The 20,923-nt window shown below is 65.5% G+C and carries 20 protein-coding genes; 14 read left to right on the top strand and 6 right to left on the bottom strand.

Going from position 1 to position 20,923, the window contains the following annotated elements:
• The first annotated feature begins 181 nt into the window (after nucleotides 1–181).
• The 8 genes from ACF07D_RS15355 (at nucleotide 182) to ACF07D_RS15320 (ending at nucleotide 9,398) form a co-directional block, all read left to right on the top strand.
• Nucleotides 182–871, top strand: coding sequence for a GntR family transcriptional regulator (locus ACF07D_RS15355; RefSeq protein WP_119285443.1), 690 nt, complete (start codon nucleotides 182–184; stop codon nucleotides 869–871).
• Nucleotides 868–2,391: an MmgE/PrpD family protein gene (locus ACF07D_RS15350; protein WP_391505495.1), complete on the top strand. Its 1,524-nt coding sequence runs from the start codon at nucleotides 868–870 to the stop codon at nucleotides 2,389–2,391. The genes ACF07D_RS15355 and ACF07D_RS15350 overlap by 4 nt, the downstream gene beginning before the upstream one ends.
• A complete protein-coding gene (gene prpB / locus ACF07D_RS15345) occupies nucleotides 2,391–3,302 on the top strand; it encodes a methylisocitrate lyase (protein WP_391505494.1) in 912 nt (303 codons plus the stop codon). The genes ACF07D_RS15350 and prpB overlap by 1 nt, the downstream gene beginning before the upstream one ends.
• 44 nt (nucleotides 3,303–3,346) lie before the next feature.
• Nucleotides 3,347–4,543 (top strand): bifunctional 2-methylcitrate synthase/citrate synthase, encoded by a 1,197-nt coding sequence (locus ACF07D_RS15340; RefSeq protein ID WP_119285446.1) that lies wholly within the window; start codon nucleotides 3,347–3,349, stop codon nucleotides 4,541–4,543.
• Nucleotides 4,544–4,728: 185 nt separating this feature from the next.
• On the top strand, nucleotides 4,729–5,505 hold the full coding sequence (locus ACF07D_RS15335; protein ID WP_391505493.1) for an electron transfer flavoprotein subunit beta/FixA family protein: 777 nt from the start codon (nucleotides 4,729–4,731) through the stop codon (nucleotides 5,503–5,505).
• A 19-nt stretch (nucleotides 5,506–5,524) separates the two neighbouring features.
• Complete coding sequence (locus tag ACF07D_RS15330; protein ID WP_391505492.1) at nucleotides 5,525–6,493, top strand: electron transfer flavoprotein subunit alpha/FixB family protein; 969 nt, start codon at nucleotides 5,525–5,527, stop codon at nucleotides 6,491–6,493.
• Nucleotides 6,494–6,498: 5 nt separating this feature from the next.
• Nucleotides 6,499–8,328, top strand: a complete 1,830-nt coding sequence (locus ACF07D_RS15325; RefSeq protein WP_391505491.1) for a cytochrome b/b6 domain-containing protein — start codon at nucleotides 6,499–6,501, stop codon at nucleotides 8,326–8,328.
• 47 nt (nucleotides 8,329–8,375) lie between these two features.
• Nucleotides 8,376–9,398, top strand: a complete 1,023-nt coding sequence (locus tag ACF07D_RS15320; protein ID WP_391505490.1) for an MBL fold metallo-hydrolase — start codon at nucleotides 8,376–8,378, stop codon at nucleotides 9,396–9,398.
• A gap of 13 nt (nucleotides 9,399–9,411) precedes the next feature.
• On the opposite strand, the gene ACF07D_RS15315 is transcribed toward ACF07D_RS15320, so the two are convergent.
• The 3 genes from ACF07D_RS15315 to ACF07D_RS15305 are packed head-to-tail and all read right to left on the bottom strand — an operon-like array spanning nucleotide 9,412 to nucleotide 11,499.
• Nucleotides 9,412–10,413: a cation diffusion facilitator family transporter gene (locus ACF07D_RS15315; RefSeq protein ID WP_119285451.1), complete on the bottom strand. Its 1,002-nt coding sequence runs from the start codon at nucleotides 10,411–10,413 to the stop codon at nucleotides 9,412–9,414.
• A gap of 55 nt (nucleotides 10,414–10,468) precedes the next feature.
• Nucleotides 10,469–10,678 carry a heavy-metal-associated domain-containing protein gene (locus tag ACF07D_RS15310; protein ID WP_391505489.1) on the bottom strand — a complete coding sequence of 70 codons (210 nt, stop codon included), beginning with the start codon at nucleotides 10,676–10,678 and terminating at the stop codon, nucleotides 10,469–10,471.
• A 56-nt stretch (nucleotides 10,679–10,734) separates the two neighbouring features.
• A complete protein-coding gene (locus ACF07D_RS15305; RefSeq protein WP_391505488.1) occupies nucleotides 10,735–11,499 on the bottom strand; it encodes a sulfite exporter TauE/SafE family protein in 765 nt (254 codons plus the stop codon).
• Between the two features lie 178 nt (nucleotides 11,500–11,677).
• Here ACF07D_RS15305 and ACF07D_RS15300 point away from each other — a divergent pair, with 178 nt between their 5' ends.
• The 5 genes from ACF07D_RS15300 to ACF07D_RS15280 all read left to right on the top strand — a co-directional run bounded on the left by ACF07D_RS15300 (nucleotide 11,678) and on the right by ACF07D_RS15280 (nucleotide 16,196).
• Nucleotides 11,678–12,070, top strand: coding sequence for an NIPSNAP family protein (locus tag ACF07D_RS15300; RefSeq protein ID WP_255808644.1), 393 nt, complete (start codon nucleotides 11,678–11,680; stop codon nucleotides 12,068–12,070).
• On the top strand, nucleotides 12,067–13,428 hold the full coding sequence (locus ACF07D_RS15295) for an NAD(P)H-dependent oxidoreductase (RefSeq protein ID WP_391505487.1): 1,362 nt from the start codon (nucleotides 12,067–12,069) through the stop codon (nucleotides 13,426–13,428). Before ACF07D_RS15300 ends, ACF07D_RS15295 begins: the two co-directional genes overlap by 4 nt.
• A gap of 32 nt (nucleotides 13,429–13,460) precedes the next feature.
• Nucleotides 13,461–14,555, top strand: coding sequence for a 2-keto-3-deoxygluconate permease (locus ACF07D_RS15290; RefSeq protein WP_391505486.1), 1,095 nt, complete (start codon nucleotides 13,461–13,463; stop codon nucleotides 14,553–14,555).
• On the top strand, nucleotides 14,552–15,331 hold the full coding sequence (locus tag ACF07D_RS15285; RefSeq protein ID WP_162921439.1) for an HpcH/HpaI aldolase/citrate lyase family protein: 780 nt from the start codon (nucleotides 14,552–14,554) through the stop codon (nucleotides 15,329–15,331). Before ACF07D_RS15290 ends, ACF07D_RS15285 begins: the two co-directional genes overlap by 4 nt.
• Before the next feature lie 136 nt (nucleotides 15,332–15,467).
• Nucleotides 15,468–16,196 (top strand): FadR/GntR family transcriptional regulator, encoded by a 729-nt coding sequence (locus tag ACF07D_RS15280; protein WP_119285455.1) that lies wholly within the window; start codon nucleotides 15,468–15,470, stop codon nucleotides 16,194–16,196.
• A gap of 18 nt (nucleotides 16,197–16,214) precedes the next feature.
• Here ACF07D_RS15280 and ACF07D_RS15275 read toward each other — a convergent pair whose 3' ends face one another.
• From ACF07D_RS15275 to ACF07D_RS15265, 3 genes are read right to left on the bottom strand one after another with little or no spacing between them, the layout of a single operon-like run.
• Nucleotides 16,215–17,639: an amidase gene (locus ACF07D_RS15275; protein WP_391505485.1), complete on the bottom strand. Its 1,425-nt coding sequence runs from the start codon at nucleotides 17,637–17,639 to the stop codon at nucleotides 16,215–16,217.
• A gap of 26 nt (nucleotides 17,640–17,665) precedes the next feature.
• Nucleotides 17,666–18,091, bottom strand: a complete 426-nt coding sequence (locus ACF07D_RS15270; RefSeq protein ID WP_391505484.1) for a hypothetical protein — start codon at nucleotides 18,089–18,091, stop codon at nucleotides 17,666–17,668.
• A gap of 52 nt (nucleotides 18,092–18,143) precedes the next feature.
• Nucleotides 18,144–18,608, bottom strand: coding sequence for a hypothetical protein (locus ACF07D_RS15265; RefSeq protein WP_391505483.1), 465 nt, complete (start codon nucleotides 18,606–18,608; stop codon nucleotides 18,144–18,146).
• Between the two features lie 349 nt (nucleotides 18,609–18,957).
• On the opposite strand from ACF07D_RS15265, the gene ACF07D_RS15260 reads away from it, so the two are divergent.
• Nucleotides 18,958–20,907 carry an alpha/beta hydrolase gene (locus ACF07D_RS15260; RefSeq protein WP_391505482.1) on the top strand — a complete coding sequence of 650 codons (1,950 nt, stop codon included), beginning with the start codon at nucleotides 18,958–18,960 and terminating at the stop codon, nucleotides 20,905–20,907.
• Nucleotides 20,908–20,923 lie beyond the last annotated feature (16 nt).

The following is a 20,923-nucleotide window of genomic DNA, read 5'->3' as shown; positions in this document are numbered from 1 at the left end:
TGGGCGCCTGAACTACGTCAATCCGTAGCGATAGCTGCTGCTGGGCCGTTGCCAATCAATAACCAACGCGCCAAGAATGTATGCATTCTTGGAACTAAAGAGAACCAGGGGTCGCCTTTTCTCCCGTGAGTGTATACGCTAGCTGATGGCGGCACTGAAGCGTCGTGACCGGAGGTGAGTCGTGCGAGCTAGCGATCGGGCGTATGCGACCCTCCTTGAGGAGATCCAGCGCGGTGCGCTCGCGCCCGGGACCGTTCTCGGTGAGGTTGAGCAGGCGGCCCGCCTCGGCGTGAGCCGTACGCCGGCCCGCGAGGCTATTGGCAGGCTCATCTCGAATGGGCTCGCCGCCCAGCTCTCGCCGCGCGTTACTGTCGTCTCCGACTTTGAAGCCGATGACATCCGGGCACTGTTCGAGGTCAGGCGCGCGCTTGAGGAGAACACCGCGAGGATTGCGGCCGCGAAGGGTGATCCTGCTGTGTTTGGCGAGCTCGCCGATGCGTTTGCGGCGGCCCACCCCGAGAGCGGGGAAGTGGCGGCTGATTCCTATTATGAGCTCATCGCCCGCTTCGATGCCGCGCTCGACGAGGCCGTCGACAACCAGTACTTCACGAGTGCGCTCCGCACGATCCGCACGCACCTCGCCCGCGCCCGACGGCTCGCACGCGACAACCGCGCGAGACTTCAAGCCTCGGTCGCCGAGCACACGCTTATCGCCCGGGCAATCGCAGCCGGCGACGGCGAGCTCGCGGCCCACGCCACACACGTTCACCTGCATAACGCGCTCGCCGCGATTCTTGCGTCGCTCGGTACCTCTGGTGTGAGTGGCGACATCCACAGCACAGCATCACCGTCTGAAGGGACAACACTATGACTGTCATTCACAACGTTCGCGTATACAAGAGCGAAGAGACGCTTGAGCGTGAAGACCAGCTCGCTTGGAAGATCGCCGAGGTCGCCGTCGACCCCGTCGAGGTCGACGCCGACGTGCTCGACATGATCATCAACCGCATCATCGACAACGCCTCGGTCGCCGCAGCTTCGCTCACGCGCGGCCCCATCGTCGCCTCCCGTGCGCAGGCGCTCAGCCACCCTGTCTCCACAGGCGGCAAGGGGGCCTCGGTGTTCGGCCTTGACGCCGAGCGCACGAGCCCCGAGTGGGCGGCCTGGGCGAATGGCGTTGCAGTGCGCGAGCTCGACTACCACGACACGTTCCTCGCGGCCGAGTACTCGCACCCAGGCGACAATATCCCGCCGATCCTCGCTGTCGCGCAGCACGTTGGCAAGGACGGACGAGCGCTCGTTCGTGCGATCGCAACCGGCTACGAGATCCAGATGGACCTCGTGCGCGCGATCTGCCTGCACAAGCATAAGATCGACCACGTCGCGCACATCGGCCCGTCGGCCGCCGCCGGCATCGGCACGCTGCTCGGCCTCGACACCGAGACGATTTACCAGGCTGTAGCCCAGGGCCTGCACACGACCACCGCGACGCGTCAGTCGCGCAAGGGCGAGATTTCGACCTGGAAGGCGCACGCTCCCGCGTTCGCCGGCAAGATGGCGGTTGAGGCGGTGGATCGCGCGATGCGCGGTCAGACCTCGCCGAGCCCGATCTACGAAGGCGAGGACGGTGTTATCGCCTGGATGCTGGACGGCCCCGACGCGAAGTACGCCGTGCCGCTGCCTGCGAAGGGTGAGCCGAAGCGGGCGATCCTCGACAGCTATACAAAGGAGCACTCGGCCGAGTACCAAGCGCAGGCCTGGATCGACCTCGCCCGCAAGCTGCACGGCGAGCACCCGGAGCTGCTCGACGTCGCGAACGTGAAGAGCGTCGTGCTGCACACGAGCCACCACACGCACTACGTCATCGGCTCGGGCGCGAACGACCCGCAGAAGTACGACCCGAATGCTTCACGTGAAACACTCGACCACTCGATCCCGTACATCTTCGCGGTCGCGCTGCAGGATGGCGGCTGGCACCACGTTGACTCGTACACCCCGGAGCGCGCACACCGCGCCGACACCGTCGAGCTGTGGAACAAGATCACTACGGCCGAGGACGCCGAGTGGACGCGCCGCTACCACTCCGAGGATCCCGACGAGAAGGCGTTCGGCGGCCGCGTCGAGATCGAGCTCGCCGACGGCACAAAGATTGTCGACGAGATCGCTGTCGCAGACGCGCACCCGCTCGGTGCGCGACCGTTCGCCCGCGACAACTACATCGCGAAGTTCCGTCTGCTGGCCGAGCCTGTGCTCGAGCCCGCCGAGATCGAGCGATTCCTCGATCTCGTGCAGCGCCTGCCCGAGCTCTCGGCCGACGAGGTGCGCGAGCTGAACATCGTTGCGAAGGCAGGCGTCATCGACCTCACCTCCGCCCCGAAGGGACTCTTCTAATGCTGTACTCCAAGACACCGCCGGCCGAGAAGCGCCGGTTGTTCCGCGAGCGGCTCGCTACGGGGGAGCTGCTGCGCTTTCCAGGCGCGTTCAACCCGCTGTCAGCCCGCATGATCGAGCAGAAGGGGTTCGAGGGTGTCTACATCTCGGGCGCAGTGCTCGCCGCTGATCTTGGCCTGCCCGACATTGGCCTCACGACGCTCACCGAGGTCGCCGGCCGCGGCGAGCAGATCGCGCGGATGACGGATCTGCCGGCGATCATCGACGCAGACACCGGCTTCGGCGAGCCGATGAACGTCGCCCGCACGATCCAGGAGCTCGAGAACGCGGGCCTCGCAGGCGCGCACATCGAGGATCAGATCAACCCGAAGCGCTGCGGCCATCTCGATGGCAAGGCAGTCGTTGACGAGGGCACCGCGACCAAACGCATCCGCGCGGCGCGCGACGCGAGGCGCGACGAGAACTTCCTCATCATGGCGCGCACCGACATTCGCGCGACCGCCGACGGCCCGCACGGCCTCGAGCTCGCGAAGGATCGCGCGAAGGCGCTCGTTGACGCCGGCGCCGACGCGATCTTCCCCGAGGCGATGCGCACGCTCGAGGAGTTCGAAGCGATCCGCAGCGCGGTCGACGTGCCGCTGCTCGCGAACATGACTGAGTTCGGCAAGAGCGAGCTATTCACAACGCAGCAGCTCGCCGACGTCGGCATGAACATCGTGATTTGGCCAGTGTCGATGCTCCGCATCTCGATGGGGGCGACGGGCCGCGCGCTCGACACGATCATCGAGGAGGGCTCGCTGAAGTCCAAGCTCGATGAGATGCAGCATCGCGCTGACCTCTACGACCTGGTTGACTACGAGGGGTACAACCACTTCGACACCAGCGTGTTCAATTTCGAGGTGGAGCGCTAGCCGCGCTCTCACCGCCCGCAGCAGCACAAGCGAAGGAGCTTACCGTGACTGAGAACCAGGCAGCACAGATTCAGAAGGGCCTCGCCGGGGTCGTCGCCGATTTCACGGCGATTTCGAAGGTCAACCCAGAGAGCAATAGCCTGCTGTATCGGGGCTATCCCGTGCAGGAGCTCGCGGCTACGCAGCCATTTGAAGCCGTCGCGTACCTGCTCTGGAACGGCGAGCTGCCGAGCGATGCTCAGCTTGCCGAGTTGCGGGCGGAGGAGCGCAAGCACCGAGCGCTCGCCGCCAACGTCAAGGCAGCGATCGATCTGCTGCCGCTTGCGGCGCACCCGATGGACGAGGTGCGTACGGCGGTCAGCGTCATCGGCGCATCCGACGTGTCGGGGTCAGGATCTGTGCTTGACGCTGCAGGCAGCCCCGAAGAGAACCTGGCCAGGAGCGTGAGGCTCTACGCTGCGCTGCCCGCGATCGTCGCCTACGGCCAGCGGCGCCGACGGGGTGAGGAACTCGTGGAGCCACGCGACGACCTCGACTACGCGGCGAACTTCCTATGGATGACCTTCGGAGAGGAGGCTGACGAGGTCGTCGTCGATGCGTTCAACCGCTCGATGACCCTGTACGCCGAGCACTCGTTCAACGCCTCAACCTTCACTGCGCGCGTCATTACCTCGACGCTGTCTGACCTCTACTCGGCGGTCGTCGGCGCGATCGGAGCGTTGAAGGGGCCGCTCCACGGCGGCGCAAACGAGGCAGTGATGCATATCTTCGACGAGATCGGCGAGGCCGAGAAGGTCACCGCTTGGCTCGACGAGGCGCTCGCCGAGAAGCGAAAGATCATGGGCTTTGGGCACAGGGTCTACAAGCGTGGCGACTCGCGTGTGCCGACGATGAAGGCCGCGCTCGACACGCTCGTTGAGCACTACGACCGGCCTGACGTCGCTGCACTCTACGACGCGCTCGAGGGGGAGTTCGTGTCGCGAAAGGGCATCTACCCGAACCTCGACTACCCGTCGGGCCCCGCGTACAACCTCATCGGGTTCGACACCCTCACGTTCACGCCGCTGTTCATCGCCTCGCGCGTGACTGGCTGGACCGCGCACATCATGGAGCAGACGGCGTCGAACGCGCTCATCCGCCCACTGTCGGCCTACAACGGTGTCGACGAGCGCCACATAGACGGATACGTCGCCGACGCTGAGGCCCTCGCCGCGGCGGAGCGCCCGGAGGAGCGGGGCTAGCAGAACACCACAGCCCAACCGGCTGTGCGAGGGACGAATCAGGTGGGTCGCGCAACAATTTCCACTTTGAGGCATTCCCTCACGTATGATGCGTTTACGAGGAAATCACGCGCTCTACCCGGGCGCTGGGCGGCGCAGCGGCCCGAACGAGATCTCAGGCCGCGAGGCCGAGTTAAGGAGAATCGATGAAGATTGTCGTGCTGGTCAAGGAGGTTCCCGATACGTACGGGGATCGCAAACTGAACCTTGAGACCGGAATCGCAGACCGTGCAGCCTCCGACACCGTTCTTGACGAGATCGGCGAGCGCGCGCTTGAGGCGGCACTCTCTTTCGCCGACGCGAACGAAGGTACCGAGGTCGTCGTGCTGACGCTCGCACCCGAAGGGGCGAGCGGCTCGATCCGCAAAGCGCTCGGCATGGGCGCGCACTCGGCGGTGCACGTCGTCGACGAAGCGTTGCTCGGGGCTGACCTCGGCTTGACCGCAGAGGTGCTCGCGAAAGCGATCACTCGTGCGGGTTTCGACCTCGTCATCGCTGGCAACGCTTCAACTGACGGCTCGGGCGGCGCTATCCCCGCGATGCTCGCCGAACAGCTGCGCGTGCCGGGCCTCACTGGCCTGAGCGAGGTAGCGATCTCAGCCTCCGCAGTTTCGGGCGTACGCCCTGTTGATGGCGGGCTGCAGAAGGTTTCCGCCGATTTGCCAGCCGTGATCTCGATCACCGAGGCGCTGCCCGAGGCGCGCTTCGCAAACTTCAAGGGCATCATGGCCGCGAAGAAGAAGCCGCTCGAGGTTGTCTCGCTCGCGGATCTTGGCGTCGACGCCGAAGATCCGGCCGCGGCACGCTCGATCATGACCGCCGTAGCCGAGAAGCCTGCCCGAGCCGCGGGCGTGAAGATCGTTGATGAGGGCGATGCAGGCACACAGCTCGCCAACTATCTCATCGAGAACCGACTGGTATAGGGACGAAGGGAAACAGATCATGGCTGAATTTGCACAGGACTCGATCCTTGTCGTCCTCGAACCGCAAGCATCTGGCGGCCTTGAGGACGCCGCCGCCGGCCTGCTCGGTGCTGCTTCGCAGGCGGGTACACCCGTCGCGCTCGTGGTTGGCCCCGAGGCGCTCGCCGCCGATGCGGCTGCACTCGGTGCAACGCGGGTGCTCGTCGCGACACCGACTGATACCGTGACGCTCGGCACGTTTGCCGTCGACGCGCTCCAGGCCGCCGCTGCCCTCGTTGAACCAGACGCCGTGCTGGTCTCGAACTCCGTGAACGGTCGCGACACCGCGGCCCGGTTCGCTGCGCGAAGCAAGTCTGCTCTTGCGGTCGACGCTGTCGGTGTCGCGCGAGACGATCTCGGAGTCGTCGCACAGCACTCGGTCTACGGCGGCGCGTACAACGTCACGTCGGCGCCGACGTTCGGCGCACCCGTTGTCACAATCCGGCAGGGCGCCGTCGACGCGCGCGCCGAGGCTCAGACAGCATCAGCCGAGCCACTCACAGTGACCGACTCGGGCGCACCCGCTGCGCGCATCGACTCGTTCGAAGCCGTGACCGAGGTCTCTTCGCGTCCCGAACTCCGCGGAGCGGCTCGGGTGGTCTCCGGTGGCCGCGGACTCGGCTCGAAAGAGCAGTTCGAGCTCGTCGAGCAGCTCGCAGACGCCCTCGGCGCAGCTGTCGGCGCTTCCCGCGCTGCGGTCGACGCGGGCTTCGTTCCCAGCTCGTACCAGGTCGGACAGACCGGCGTCTCGGTCTCCCCTCAGTTGTACATCGCCCTCGGCATCTCGGGCGCGATCCAGCACCGCGCGGGAATGCAGACAGCAAAAAACATCGTCGCGATCAACAAAGACGGCGATGCGCCGATCTTCGACGTCGCCGACTTCGGCGTTGTCGGCGACGTGTTCACTGTCGTGCCACAGCTCCTCGCAGCCCTCGAAGCTAGGCAGTAGCAGCGATGGCGAGCTACTCCCAGACGATACGGAGCGGGTTGCCCCGCGTCCCAGGGGGCGAGCCCTGGCCGCCCTCCGGGGCGCTGGCGGGTGCGCCAGCCGTCGCGCTCGCGCACGAGCCAGTTGGTGCGCAGCCAGCACCGACCCAGCCCGCTCCTACGCAAACTCCCGGCGACGCCTTGACCCCAGTCGAGGCGGCCGAGGCGGTTGCTGCTGTAGTTGCTGACGCTCCGGCCGACCTCGCGACCCCCGCTCCCGCTGCGGCTTCCGCGGCTACGGGAACGGCAACGGCGCTGAGCTCCGTACCGCTTCGCCGCGGACTTCCCCGCGTCGCCGGGGGAGAACCGTGGCCGCCCGAGGGGCTCGCGCCAGCTGGCACGGCTGTGCCGGCCTCCGTGGGTCCTGCTGCGGGCGCTGTGCCCGCTGCAGCGGCTGCCGCACCAGCAACAGCGCCAGTCGCTGAGGCTGTTGCGGCTGAGCCCGCGAGTGCGCTGAGCGCCGCGCCACCCGAGGCTCCAGGCTCTTCGGTCGCCGCCAATGCTCCTGCCGCCCCTGTCGTGTTCGGTACCACCCCGCTTCGCCGCGGGCTGCCTCGCGTCGCCGGCGGCGACCCTTGGCCGCCAGAGGGCCTCGCGCCCGAGCGCGCAGCCGCCCAGTCTGCCGTCGCGCAGGCGGCGCCGGTGCCCACCGCGGCGCCTGCAGCCACCCCGCCACATGCCGAGACGCCTGTCCCCACTCAGCCCGCAGCTACTCCGGCGCCTGCCGCAGCGAGCGGTACACCCGCGACGGCTGCCCCGGTTCCCGCCCCTGCAACTCAGGCTCCCGCCCCTGCAACTCAGGCTCCGGCCGCTGCAGCTCCGGCGCCCGCTCCGGCGGCTCAGCAGGCCGCGCCGGCACCCGCAGCGAAGCCAGACAAGCCGGTGCGAGAGCCGAAGATGATCGGGTCGCGGTCGCTCTCGCAGTGGGTGAAACTCGGGTCGCTGGGCCTTGTCGGGCTTGTTGCGTTCGCTGGCCTCATAGTGCTTGCAGCACGCGGTGTGACCACGCTTCCCGGAGTTCCAGAGTTCCTCGAGCGGTACCCGGGCGAGTACCATCCGGCGTACGAACCCGACGAGGGTTTCCCTGCCTGGGCGCGCTGGACGCACTACCTGAACCTGTTCTTCATGGTGCTGATTGTCCGCACGGGCCTCACGGTGCGCCATCAGCAGAAGCCTGACGCCTTCTTCACGCCGAAGAAGGGCGGCAAGAAGATCTCGATCCATCTGTGGCTGCACACGAGCATCGATCTGCTCTGGCTCGCAAACGGCATCATCTTTGTTGTGCTGTTGTTCGTCACCGGGCACTGGGCGCGCATTGTGCCGACGAGTTGGGAAGTCTTCCCGAACGCGGCATCGGCGATGCTGCAGTACCTCACGCTCGATTGGCCTGTCGAGAACGGTTGGGTGAACTACAACGCGCTACAGCAGATCATGTACTTCGTCATCGTGTTCATCGCGGCACCGGTTGCTGCGCTCACCGGGCTTCGGATGAGCGAGTGGTGGCCAAAGAACAACGAGCAGCTCGACAAGGTCTTCCCGGCTCCGCTTGCGCGGGCGCTGCACTACCCGACGATGCTGTTCTTTGTGTTCTTCGTGATCGTCCACGTGTTCCTGGTACTCACGACGGGTGCGCTGCGGAATCTCAACCATATGTACGCAGGCAATGACGGGGCTGGCTGGTTCGGGTTCTGGATGTTCACGGCAGGTCTCGCGCTCATCGCGATCGCCTGGTTCCTCACGCGACCGCTGCTCGTCGCGCCAATCGCGAACCTGTTCGGCAAGGTCAGCAACCGCTAACCTTGCCGAGCAGCGCTCGCGCACAACGCAGCACCGTATCAGGAGGTATGGCAGTGGATCCCGTTCGCACGACAAGCGATAACCAGCGGAACGCGCTTCGCGCCGGAACGATTCCGACGATCGAGGAGGTCCGTCCAGGGATCCACGCCATCGCCCTGGATATGCCTGGCATGCAGCCCCCTTACGCGTTCAGCTATGCGATCCTCGCTGGCGATGGTTCGCGTGCGGTGCACGTCGTCGACGCAGGGCTCGACACCGACGCGAACTGGGCGGCGTTTGGCGAGGCGATCGCGTCGCTGGACCGCGAGCTCGCCGATATCGAGACGGTGACCCTCACCCACCTGCACTTTGACCACACCGGCCTTGCGAACCGGATTCGTGAGGCATCGGGCGCCCGGGTGCGCATGCACGCTGACGAAGCAGCGGCGATCCGAGAGGGGCTCCAGTTCTCGGCAGGGCACGACGTCGGCGACATGCTTGGTGAGTGGGGAGTGCCCGAGGAATGGCGGGAGCAGCTTCTCGCCATCGCGAACTCGCGAGCTGATTTCGGTGCGACGGTGGTCGTTGACGACGAGCTCGCCGATGGAGACACGCTTGACCTCGGACGCTACCGCGCCTTCGTGATTCACACGCCCGGCCATACTACTGGCCACATCTGCCTCGCGCTCGAAGACGCCGATGCGGTGTTCACGGGAGACCATGTGCTACCGCTGATCAATCCCGGAGTCGCGCTTGGTGGGAAACGCACCGCGGATCCGCTGGGTGAGTATTACGAGTCGCTTGAGAAGCTCGCGCCGTACGCCGGAGCAGAGGCGTTGCCCGGGCACGGCTTCCGGTTCGCGCCACTCGGATCGCGCTGTGCCGAGATTCGCGAGCATCACGAGGCCCGCACGCGGCAGGCAGCCGAGTGTCTGTCTGCCGAGCCGGGTCTGACCGTTTGGCAGCTCGCCGGTAAGCTCTCGTGGACGGGCGGGTGGGAGAATCTGCCGATCGTCTCGCGCGTCTCAGCGCTCGCCCAGACCGACATGCACTACGCGCGCGTCGTTCGCACAGCAGCCGCGCGCCAGTAAGCCCGATCGCGCGCTAGTCGTGGGTGTGCAGCCGTAGGCTCGGTATGTCGTGGCTTTCTGGTTCGAGCTGCAGCGTTGAGTGTTCAAGGTTGAAGTGCTCGACGAGGCAGGCCTTGAGCTCGTCGAGTACCGCGTGATACCCGCGTTCGCTCCACGAGTCATCAGTAATGGTGACGTGGGCCGAAAACGCCGGGACGCCTGAGGTGATCGTCCACGCGTGCACGTCGTGCACCTCGACGACGCCAGGCACCGCGAGCATATGATCGCGCGCTGCGTTGACATCGAAGTCCTTTGGCGTCGCCTCGAGGAGTACTGAAACAACGTCGCGAAGGAGACTGTAGGCGCGCGGTGCGATGAGCAGCGCAATTGCGATCGACGCAATCTGGTCGACCATCATCCAGCCCGTCACGGCAATGATGATGCCAGCGACGATGACTGCAAGTGAGCCGAGGAGGTCGCCGAGTACCTCGAGATAGGCTCCGCGAACGTTGAGGCTCTCCTTCTGGCCCGAGCGCAAAATAAGCAGGGACACGAGGTTCGCTGCCGCGCCGATCACTGCCGCGATGAGCATTGGCGTCGACTGCACTTCGACCTCGGAACCGAAGCGCGAGATCGCCTGCACGAAGATGACGACGGCGATGACGCCGAGCACGATGCCGTTTGCGAGCGCGGCGAGCACCTCCACCCGGAGATACCCGTAGGTCCGTTTCGAGTTGGCCGGCAGCGTCGCAATGATGCTCGCGAGCAGGGCGATCGCGACGCCGGTGGCGTCGGTCAGCATGTGGCCGGAGTCGGCAAGGAGCGAGAGCGACTTCGAGATGAAGGCGCCAACAAGCTGCACCAGAAACACGCTGAGTGTGATCGCAAGTACCAGGATCAGGCGTGTGCGGTGCTTGCCCGTCGCCGTCGCTGCGCCCTCGAGCCCGTGCGAATGGCCGGCGTGGCTCTCTCCGCCGCCAGCGGGGGCCGACGGATGGCCGGGGCTAAACTCGGGGTCGCAATTCGGCTCATCCATGCTTCGCATGTTACCTGGCTTCCCTCATCGTGTCGCGGGTCGTATCCACGCCCGGCTAGACGACCGTTGCCTCGTAGCCAGCCTCGTCGACCGCCGCGATCACGGCCGCGACGTCGAGGGGGGTCTCGGACTCGACGCGCAGCAGGCCCGACGTCGCGCTCACCTCGAGGACCCGGGCGCCGGGCACCTCGCCGACCTCCTCGCGTACGTGGTTTTCGCAGTTTCCGCAGGTCATGCCGGTGACAGAGAAATCGATCGTGTGCATGTCACTCACGCTATACCCCGAGGGGGTACTTCGGCAATGTGGGGCAGTGACGCGTCCTAGCTCAGCAGCAGGTAGAGCGCGCCGAGGGAGGTGCCAGCGATCACTGCCCACTCGAAGGTGTGCTGGCGAATGCGCGAGGCGACAAGGCGTCCAAGGAAGGCGCCGGCGACCACGCCGGGAACGAGTAAAAGGTCGAGCTCGAGGGTCGCGGGGGTAATGAGGCCGAGGCTGATTGAAATCGGGAGCTTGGTGAGGTTGATTGCGGCGAAGAACCAGGCGGCGGTGCCGAGGAAGGTCGTCACTGGAAGCCGTGCGGACAGGAAGTAGAGCGACATGACGGGGCCGCCGGCGTTCGCGACCATCGTCGTGAACCCGCCGAGCGTTCCGAACCCGGCGCGCGCGGCGGTGCGAGAAGTCTCGGTGGGACGTAGATCGGCGGCGCGCGGGTGCCATCGCTGCCACAGCGTCACGCCAATGAGTACGAGCAGGATCGCGCCGATGACCCGACGCACCGACCCGTCGTTCATGAGTGCAAGGAACAGCGCCCCAAGGCCGAGTCCGAGCGCGGCGAATGGGATGAGGCGCAGAAGGGCCCGCCAGTTGGCCTCCCTCCGGTAGCTCACGAGCGCGAATACGTCGCCGACGATGAGGAGCAGGAGCAGCGCCCCCGTCGAGGCCTTCGCTGGCAGTACGGCGGCAAAGATCGCGATGGAGATCGTATTGATCCCTGGCAGCGCTGTCTTCGAAACGCCAACGAGCACCGCTGCGACGAGCAGCAGGCCCCACGCCTGGGGGGCAAGCTCGAACTGCGACGGGGTCATGCCGACACTCTACCGACTGTCGTGTGTCGTGCTCCGACCCGATTGTGGGCCGATGTTGACGGAGTCAGGCTGGACCTCTATGCTAAACATCGACCGGTTGATGTTTCGCTCTGGCGGAGGCAACTCCCGCGGAATATCAACGGACATGAACCCGCAACGAAGCGAAAAGGAGGCGTGCGTGATCGTCGAAATGCGCACCTACGACATCAACCCGGGCATACCGATGGCGGAGTTCCTTGCGAACTACGAGCGCCTCGGTTTACCAGCGCAGAAGCGTATTCTCGAGGGTTTCCTCGGCTATTTCACGACCGAGTTCGGCACGCAGAATCAGGTGCGCCACCTCTGGGCGTTCACCGACCTGAATGACCGTGCAGCGCGGCGGGCGGCGCTCGCCGCAGACCCAGAGTGGCAGGCGTGCATCGACGTCGTTCGACCGATGATCGTCCGCTGGGACAACACAATCATGACGCCGACATCGTTCTCGCCCATCCGTGAGCTGCCGGTCGCCCCGGCTGACGAGCTGACCGCCTTCAATTTTGGCCTCGCCGGCCAGGCAGGAGAACTCGCATGAACCTCTACGACCTGATGCAGCAGCGAGCACAGGCGGCGGGCCCGATCCGGGTCGGTGTCATCGGCGCAGGGAAGTTCGCCTCGATGTTTCTCACCCAGGCCGCCGGGCAACCCGAGTTCCACGTTGTCGGTGTCGCCGAGCTCGACCCGGCCCGGGCGGAGGCCTCCCTCGCGCGCACCGGCTGGCACGCCGAGCGCTACGGCCGAATTACCCTTGATGAGGCTCGCGAGAGCGGCCGCACTGCGGTCGTCACCGATTCGATGGAGCTCGTGTCGAGCGAGCACGTCGAGGTCATCCTCGAAGTGACTGGAAATCCGCTCGTCGGCACGAAGCACGCCCTCGCCGCAATCGAGCACGGCAAGCACATCATCATGGTGAATGTCGAAGCGGATTGCATGGTCGGCCCGATCCTCAAGGAGAAGGCAGACGCCGCTGGCGTCGTCTACTCGATGGCCTACGGCGACCAGCCCGCGCTTATTTCCGAGATGGTCGACTGGTGCCGCACCGTCGGCTACGAGGTTGTCGCCGCGGGCAAGGGCACCAAGTACCTTCCTGAGTATGAGGAGTCGACGCCCGAGACCGTATGGGGCTACTACGGCCTCACCGAGGAGCAGGCGCAGGCCGGCGGGATGAACCCACAGATGTTCAACTCGTTCATCGACGGCACGAAGTCAGCCATCGAGATGGCGGCCGTCGCAAACGCCACCGGACTCGTCCCCGATGCCGACGGGCTGCGGTTCCCGCCCGTGAGCGTCGACGACCTCTCGAGTGAACTCATCCCCGCCGATCGCGGTGGAGTGCTGCGGCAGAGCGGAACTGTTGAGGTCGTCTCGAGCCTCGAGCGTGATGGCAGCGAGATTGCTCGCGACCTGCGCTGGGGCGTATACGTCACGTTCAAGGCGCGGACCGAATATGCGGCAGCGTGCTTCACCGAGTACGGCGTGATCACCGACCCGAGTGGTGAGTTCGCATCCCTGTATCGGCCGTACCACATGATCGGCATGGAACTCGGGGTGAGCATCGCCTCCGCCGTGCTGCGCGGAGAGGCGACTGGCGCTCCGAAGGCGTTCATCGGCGACGTCATCAGCGTGGCCAAGCGCGACCTCGCCCCTGGCGACGTGCTCGACGGCGAGGGCGGCTACACGGTGCGCGGTGCGCTCACGAGCGCCGAGCGATCCCTCGACGGGCGCTGCCTGCCGATGGGGCTCGCGCATGGAGCGAAGGTCGTTCGCGCGGTCGCGAAGGGCCAGCCAGTCAGCTGGGACGACGTCGAACTCCCCGCCGACACGATCGCGGTCGAGGTGCGCCGCGAACTCGAAGCCAGGGCACGCGAGGCCCGATCCACCGCGGCCGCCTAGGCCGTCAGCCACATCTCACGAAGGAGTGAGTCTTGACCGAAACCACTACCACTGGGCCGCTGGGGCGACTCGGGAAGCTCGTCGGAAGCGTGCCTGGCGCGCTCATGATCTACCCGCTGTTTCTCGGCGCCATTATTAACACCTTCCTCCCCGAACTACTCGACATCGGCAGCTTCACGACGGCGCTCTTCCGCGACGGCGTCGGCGCCCTCCTTGGGCTGTTCTTCTTCTGCATGGGCGCGCAGCTCGACTTTCGGCAGGGAGCCGTGACGCTCGAGAAGGGTGTCGTCGTGCTCACCGCAAAGGTCGGCGTCGGCATCGCGATCGGCCTCGGCGTGGCGTTCCTTGTCCCCGGCGGCGTGCTCTGGGGGCTCACTCCGCTCGCGCTCATTGCGGCGATCACGAACTCGAACTCGACCCTGTACGTCGCGCTCACGAAGCAGTTCGGCAACCTTAGCGACCGCGGCGCAGTGTCGGTGCTGTCGATCAACGACGGCCCGTTCATCACGCTCATCGCGCTCGGAGCTGCTGGCCTCGCGTCCTTCCCTGCAGAGATGCTCGTCGGGATCCTGCTCCCGCTCGTCATCGGCTTCATCGTCGGCAACGTGAGCCCCACCGCCCGCAACTTCCTGAAGCCAGGCGAGCTGCTCCTCATCCCGTTCCTCGGTTTCATCGTCGGCCGCGGTATCGACTTCGCGGCGCTGCCGCAGTCGGGCCTGCAGGGCGTGCTCCTTGGCCTCTTCTCGCTCACAATTGTCGCCGCCGCGAGCATGGGGCTGCTGTACCTCGTGCATGTGCTGCGTGGCCGCCCGAAGCGCGCCCGCAACGTCATCGCCGGTGCGGCCGAGTCAACGACCGCTGGCAATGCGATCGCGACACCGGCGGCAGTTGCGCTCGTCGACCCGAGCTATGAGTCGATCCAGGCGATCGCGACATCGCAGATCGCCGCCGCCGTCATCACCACCGCGATCCTCGTCCCCTTCCTTGTCGCTTGGGTCTCCAAGTGGCAGCTGAAGCGCGGCACGTCGCCGCAGGCCGAGGACGAATGGAACTTCCGAAGGCACACGGAAGACACCCACACATCGGGCGCGAACGCCGCGGCCGACGAACGAAAGGTAATGAGTTGAACGAGAAGCTCCGCCATAAGCTTGCAGCAGGGGAGACCGCATTTGGTCTCTGGGTGACCTCCGAGGCGTCCGCGGTGACTGAGGTTGCTGGGATGCTCGGGATCGACTGGATCTGCATCGACATGGAGCACGGCTACCTGAACTTCAAGGACATTCAGGGCCACCTGCAGGCCGCGCGCGGCACGGACATGACCGTGCTTGTTCGCCCGCCATCGCAAGATCTCGAGCCGATCAAGCGGGCGCTCGACGTCGGCGCGCACGGCATCGTGCTGCCCCTCGTCGACAGCGCAGACGAGGTGAAAGCAGCTTACGACCACTTCTACTACCCGCCCATCGGGCGCCGCGGCATCGGTGGTGAGCGGTCGGTGAAATGGGGTCTGGATCTTGAGAACTACGTGAAGACAGCGAACGACGAACTGCTCTTCATTCCGATGATCGAGACGCAGAAATCGTACGACAACCTTGACGAGATTCTCGGCGTCGACGGCATCGAGGCGATCTTCCTTGGTCCCGGCGACATGTCGGCGAGCCGCGGTGCGGTCGGAGAGTGGGAAGGCCCTGGCGTCACCGAAATCAACCTCGACATCCTGCGCCGAGCGAAGGAAAGGGGGATTGGCTCAGGCATCGTGGCCCGTCACACAGACGAGGCAATCCAGCGCCGAGACCAGGGATTCGGCATGGTCTCGCTCGGCTCAGACATCGGCCTCATGATCCGCCAGATCAAGCAGATGGCCGGCGAACTCGGCAAAGACACCGTCGGGCACCGCTGGTTCTAGCCGCCCCTTTCGTGCACCCGGGAGTGATCTCCGGTGTCAGGATAGATACAGGCCGCACCCCCGCTTGGGTGCGGCCTGTATCATCGCTGCAAGAACGAAGTGGCGGCTCGGCGCGGGGCGTCACGCATGAGGAAGGGTGATTGCTCTGTCTGATCCTGTCTTTCCCGCGGTAGGTGATGCTCGCCGTACCTCGGTCGCCGACATCGTTCAGCACGTCGTGCAGAGCACCGTGAGCCTGGGCATGAAGCCCGGCGACAAGCTGCCCCCTGAGCGCAGACTCGTTGAGCTCCTTGGCGTTGGCCGGTCGCCGCTACGCGAGGCGCTCAAGTGCCTCGACATCATCGGCTTCATCGACATCCGCCCCGGCGACGGCACCTATCTCTCGACCGCCCCGAGCAGTATCCTGCCGCAGGTGGTGTCGTGGGGCGTGCTGCTCGGCACCCGCGAGGCAGACGAGCTCATCGAAGCGCGGTACTACACCGAGGTTGCACTTGCCGGTCTCGCGGCTGAGCGCCGGAGCGACGCGGACCTCACGGAACTTGAAGGACTGCTCGTCAGGATGGAGAGCGCGGAGAACCCTGAAGCATTCGCGAGTGCCGACAACGCGTTCCACCTCGCCATTGCGAGGGCGGCTGCGAACTCCGCTCTCTCAGCGATCCTCCTGAACATCAAGTCGCTGCTCGCGGTCTGGGTTGTCCGCGTCGTCGAGCGCGCGCAGGGGAACGACGCGCTCATTGCGCAACACCGGGCGGTGTTTGAGGCGATCCGCGCGGGAGATGCGCAGGCTGCTGGCGAGACGATGGGCGCCCACATTCACGAAGTCACCGACATGCTGCGGGCGACGCTCGGTGACGCGGCCGCCTAACTCAGGCGCCGAGCGCGCTTAGAACGCGGTGAGCTGCTCCGCGAGAGCGAGGAGCTGCGCCTCGCTGCCCTGCCGACCGATGAGCTGCACCCCGACCGGGAGGCCGGTACTGTCGACGGTGATGGGAACCGCGATGGCTGGCAAGCCCGCTACGTTGACCATTGAGGTGAACGGCGTCAGCTGGCACTGTCGCTTATAGTCTTCGGAGCCCGGGAGCGAGGAGAACTCGCCGATGCGGGGCGGCGCCATCGCAAGCCCGGGAGTCAAGACAATGTCGGTCTGACCCCAGAGCTCGCGAGCTTCGCGACCGAAGCCGCGAAGTCGCGCAGCGCTCTCCTTGTGCTGCGACAGTGAGCGCGACAGCGCGCGCTCACGCATTTCGCGCGTGAGCGGCGCGAGCAGTTCAACCTGGTCGGGCGTCAGGTCGATGAGCGAGAGACTCGCGATCCAACCCTCCGAAAAGAAGTCGAAGTACTCCGGGTCGTAGACGAAGTCGGCCTGGTCGACACCGTGCCCGAGCGCCTGAAGCCGGGCAGCTGCCTCCTCGAACGCGCGAAGGGAGTCGGCCGAGACTGTGATGTCGAGCGCTGGCGCAAACGGGGATGATGTGCTCGCGGCCACGGTGAGCCCCCTGACGTCGTCTGAGCGCAGCACTGCTAGCTCGTAGCTCCCCCTGGCAGCTTCGGCGACCATTGCCTCCATGAGAATCGCCGCATCAAGTGGGGTGCGCGCGAGCGGGCCCGAGACTGTGAGAATGGGGGCGCCAAAGACATCTTCGTAGCCGTTCGTGACGTCTCCGGGCACCGCCCCGAGCCCTGGCTTCAGGCCGATGAGACCGCACGCGAGCGCTGGGATCCGGATCGACCCGCCGCCGTCGGTTCCAGGCGCGACGGGCAGCACACCAGCGGCAACTGCCGCAGCGCTGCCGCCGCTCGACCCGCCGGGGGTGCGCTCGAGGTCATGCGGATTGCGAGCTGGGGGTGCGATGAGGTTCTCGGAGTAGCAGTTGAGGCCGAACTCAGGCACCTGGGTCTTGCCGAGTGAGATCGTGCCCGCGGCGCGCAGGCCAGCCACGACTGGATGATCGGCAGCTGCGAGCTGGGGCGGCCTGATGGCGGTGCCGAACGATGTCTTCACTCCGGCGACGTCAACGATGTCCTTGTGTGCGATCGGCACCCCGAGCAGCGGCTGCCGCGTACTTCCCGCCGCGCCCTCGTCGGCGCCGGCCGTCCGGTTAGCGTGCAGGCTGACAGCGGCCGCACGAGCTTCGAGGAGCGCCTCGTCGGCCGTCACTGCGATGAACGCCCCCAGGTCTGCGCGCTCACTGATCCGTCCAAGGTAGTACTCGGCGGCCTCGACCGCGCTGACCTCACCTCGACGGAGCGCGTCGCGGAGCGCGACGGCGGATTCGAAGGGTCCAGGCGACGGCGCGAGGGGTTCCATGCTCCGATCGTACGCGGCGCGGGGAATTACTGCACGATGAGTTCGTGCCCGAAACCGGTGCCTTCGCGCCAGACATCGAGGTCGTAGGTGTGGCGGCCGTCGCCGGTGTCGAGCGTTGCCGAGACCCCCTCCCGTTGGATGCCTGGGCTCGAGGACATTGCAACCGCGTCGGCTGGCGACAGGAGCCCAATGACGAGCACATCGTCGCCAGTTATCAGCGCATAGGCAGTGACACCGTCCGGCGTGACCTCCAGAACCTCGAGGGTATCCATGCGTGGAGTGTCGTTGGCAAGCACACCGACGAGGAGGCCGGAGGGCGCGAGCAGGCGCTCGTGAATGTTCTCGATTGCGGTAGCGTGCACGACATCGACGGCGTGCGCTTGGGCCTGAGCGCGCAGCTGAACTATTGCGCCGCCGCCGAGCAGGAGCGACCCGAGTACTGCAGCGGTCATTGCCGCCGCTGGGGCGAGGCGTCTGCGCGTCGTTGCCATCGGTGTCGTCCCGTCACTTCGCGGTAAAGGTGTGCTCGAACTCGTCGCCGGTGCCCACCCGGCGGACCGAGAGTTCGTAGTTTCTGGTCGACTCGTCGCCGGGGATCATTGCCTGCAGGCTGTTTTGCCTGAGCCCTGCAGGGCTGACGCTTGAGGCGCCTCCCTTCGCCGGGTACACGCCGATGCCGAGAGCATCTTTCGTGGTGAGGAAGGCGACTGCAACGACGCCCTCATCTGTCTGCTCAAGCACGGTGAGGGTCTCTGGGCGCAACTCGCCGGCCTCGGCCTGAATTGCGGCACCCGACAGCGATTCATTGATGAACTCGACCACCCGCTCTGACGGCTTTGAGCTGACACCGGGGCTCGCGGTGGCAACCTGGAACACGAAACCAGCGAGGAGCGCGAGCGAACCGAGGATGGCGAGAGTCATGGCGACCGCCGGCCCGATCCGGCGCCGTGAACTTTGGGGTAGTGACACGTCCGCTCCTCTACACGATGGTGGGTACGGCCATGCTAGCCCCGGGGGTGACGGGGGAGTCAAGAAGGTATGAGGTTCGAGTGGAGCGGCGCGCGAATTGCGTGGCGGAACTTGTGGATGCCGAGAAACCTGCTTGGACGCACGTCAACTGTAGGAGCTCTTGCGTGGCAGGCGGTCGTGGGTTGTCTCGTCGCGTGCAATTAGCCAACATGCCCCGACGAAATTTGACAACATTTGTCTGCGTGGGCGTATAGTTGCGATCGTTGGGGGAAAGCCGGTCACGGCTTTCCCCCTTTTTCGTAGGTGGTCGTCTGTGGCGACCCCGAATGAGCGGTGACGGAGGGCGGCTATGGTTGATATTCAGTTCGACGAATCGACCGCGAACCGGCTCGCGCGTACATTTCGTGACGTGTCGACGATGCTGCATCGTGCAGGGTGGGAAAGATCACTCGCGATTGCTGTTGCGTGCATGGAGTTCACAGGCGGGTACGCGAAGCGGTTCACTGACGCGTGCGGCATTGAGTCGGCGGATCGAGGAAGCCTGTCGGGGAAGCTCGAGGATCTCGCCGAAGCGACCGATAGGGCGATTGCTGCCGCAGTGAAGGAGCGGGAGCGGAATGCCGCGCACGAGGAGTGGCGGGCCAAAGTGGAGGCCGCGGAACTTGTTCGGAGCCAAGACGCGCTTGGTGCGCTCGGTGTGACGACGTTCGATACGTTCGTCGGGCTTGAACCCGACACGACACCGGTCAGCCCGCCGCCTATCACTGCCGTGTTCGGCCCGAGATCGCGTGGTCGGTACGCTGGCGGGGCAGGATCGGGCGGGACGACGTCCGCTGATCCGGTAGCGCTTCGCGGGTTTGCCGCGCGGTCGCAGTTGGTCACCCGGAATATGCGCGACGGGCTTTCTGCGCTGCAGATGGCCGTGGCAGCCTATGCGAACTCGTGTTCGTGGGCGCCGGCTTCGGTCGCGACTCTATTGACAGGGTTCTCTCGCTTCGTTGATGAGAACGTGTCGGATGAGCGGTGGATCTCGTCGATTGCGGCGGCGTTCGAGAGCGCTGGGAGTGGGACGCTCGGTGACTTCGACATCATGCTCGCGCTTGGCGCTGACAACCCTGGCGCGTTCACTGATGCGTTGTTTGATCCAAAGCTGTCTCCCGCCGAGGTCGCGCAGATATGGGCGCTACTTGCTGCTTCGAAGGGGTTCAACCTTGAGCGTCTCGTTGAGCGGCACTCGTTTGAGCTTGCGTGTCTGGACGGGATCCCGTTTTGGGTGATGGATAAGGCTGGGCGGTACGCGCTGGAGTGGGCGCTCGACGAGGAACACCCTGACAACCTTGCCGCGGCGTACGGGCGGATGGGGTTGCAGCCTGGCGATATGTCGCTTGCCGACTTTGAGCTCGACCTCAAGGGCATCCGAGAGGGCCTCGCGAAAGCAGAGAAACTGGCGGGAAAGGACCCTGTGCTGTTGCTGTCGCTCGGCAGCCACGATGGTGCGGTCGCCGCAGGAATTTCTATGGGAAACCTCGACACCGCAAGACAGGTCGGGCTGTTCGCTTCAGGGATGGGTTCAAACGTTCGGCAAATCGGGGACGCCCTCGATGCGTTCCGAGAGATCCGTGACGGCGACCCCGATTACGCGATGGTTACCTGGATCGGGTACCGCTCCCCGAACCTCCTGGAAGAAGCCTGGCAGGGCCGCGCCGACAGCGGGGCGCCCCGGCTCTCGAGCTTCATGGATGGGATCGCGGCGCAGCGTGGTGACTCGATCGACCGGTTTGTTGCGATCGGTCATTCGTATGGCACGAACGTCGTCGCAGAGGCCCTCAAGAACACAACTGCCAAAGTTGACTCATTTGTGGCGCTCGGTTCGGCCGGCCTGAAGTACGGAACGGCGGCAGAAGACCTGACGGCGCTCAGCGACTCCAAGGGCACCAAGATCTATGCGACGCATGCGAGTAGGGACAATATAGCGGCAGGGGTGGGCCAGTACCTTCACTTTCGTCACGCGTCAGAGGACGGTGGTGGCGTGTACCAGAAGCGCGAAGATCCACGGAAGCTTGAGGGCGCGTACGTGTTCTCGTCAGAAGAAACCGAGAGAGGCAAGCAGGTCACGATGCATAACCTTGTGCACCCTATTGCCTGGGATGCACTCCCTGGGGTGGGCGGCCCGCTGCAATGGATGGCAGACACGTTTGATGGCACCGAGGCAGCTGACGAGATCGGGTACTTGTACCCGGAGTCGAGCACTGTGGGCGCGCTGTGGGACATCATGAGGGGGAAGGGCCCCATTAGATGAAGCGGCTCAAGCGGGG

It is taken from the genome of Leucobacter sp. NPDC015123 (genome assembly GCF_043080205.1).
GTDB classification, from domain to species: Bacteria; Actinomycetota; Actinomycetes; order Actinomycetales; family Microbacteriaceae; genus Leucobacter; species Leucobacter aridicollis_A.
The sequence above is the reverse complement of the archived record's forward strand: the minus strand, read 5'-3'. Positions and strand labels throughout refer to the sequence as shown.